This is a genomic window from Campylobacter sp. 2018MI01, from assembly GCF_018501205.1.
Taxonomy (GTDB): domain Bacteria; phylum Campylobacterota; class Campylobacteria; order Campylobacterales; family Campylobacteraceae; genus Campylobacter_E.
Map to the genome: position 1 here is coordinate 1 of NZ_JAHCZE010000146.1, position 471 is coordinate 471.

Below are 471 nucleotides of genomic sequence, written 5' to 3' on the forward strand. Positions count from 1 at the left end.
TTGGTATCGTGGATGCGGACATGTGTATCAATGGCAGGTCGTCGAAGGCGATCCACGGTGGCAAGAGCTGCTCGCCATCGTCGAAGCCGAAGTCATCGAAGCCGAAGTCTACTGCCGCGCCGCCTTCACCATAGAGCTGTGAGACGAAGACGCGGACGTATGTGACGGAAGTGACGACGACGGACCGCAGTGGCAAGAAGCACACGACGGCCATTACGACGTCGTCGAAGGAGATCCACGGTGGCAAGAGCTTCTCGCTATCGTCGAAGCGGAAGTCATCGAAGCCGAAGTCTACTGCTGCGCCACCTTCACCAAAGAGCTGTGAGACGAAGACGAGGACGGCTGTGACGGTAGTGACGACGACGGACCGCAGGGGGAAGAAGCACACGACGGCCAGTACGAGGGCGGCGAAGGAGATCCACGGAGGGCAGAGCATGTCGCGTATACACATCCGACGACACCGACGAATAG

Annotated in this window: 1 protein-coding gene; it reads right to left on the reverse strand. The window is 59.2% G+C overall.

Annotated features, from left to right (window positions below):
- Window positions 1-451 (reverse strand): hypothetical protein (locus tag KJQ97_RS09405; protein WP_214120692.1); only part of this gene is annotated, 451 nt, incomplete at its 3' end.
- Window positions 452-471: the final 20 nt, after the last annotated feature.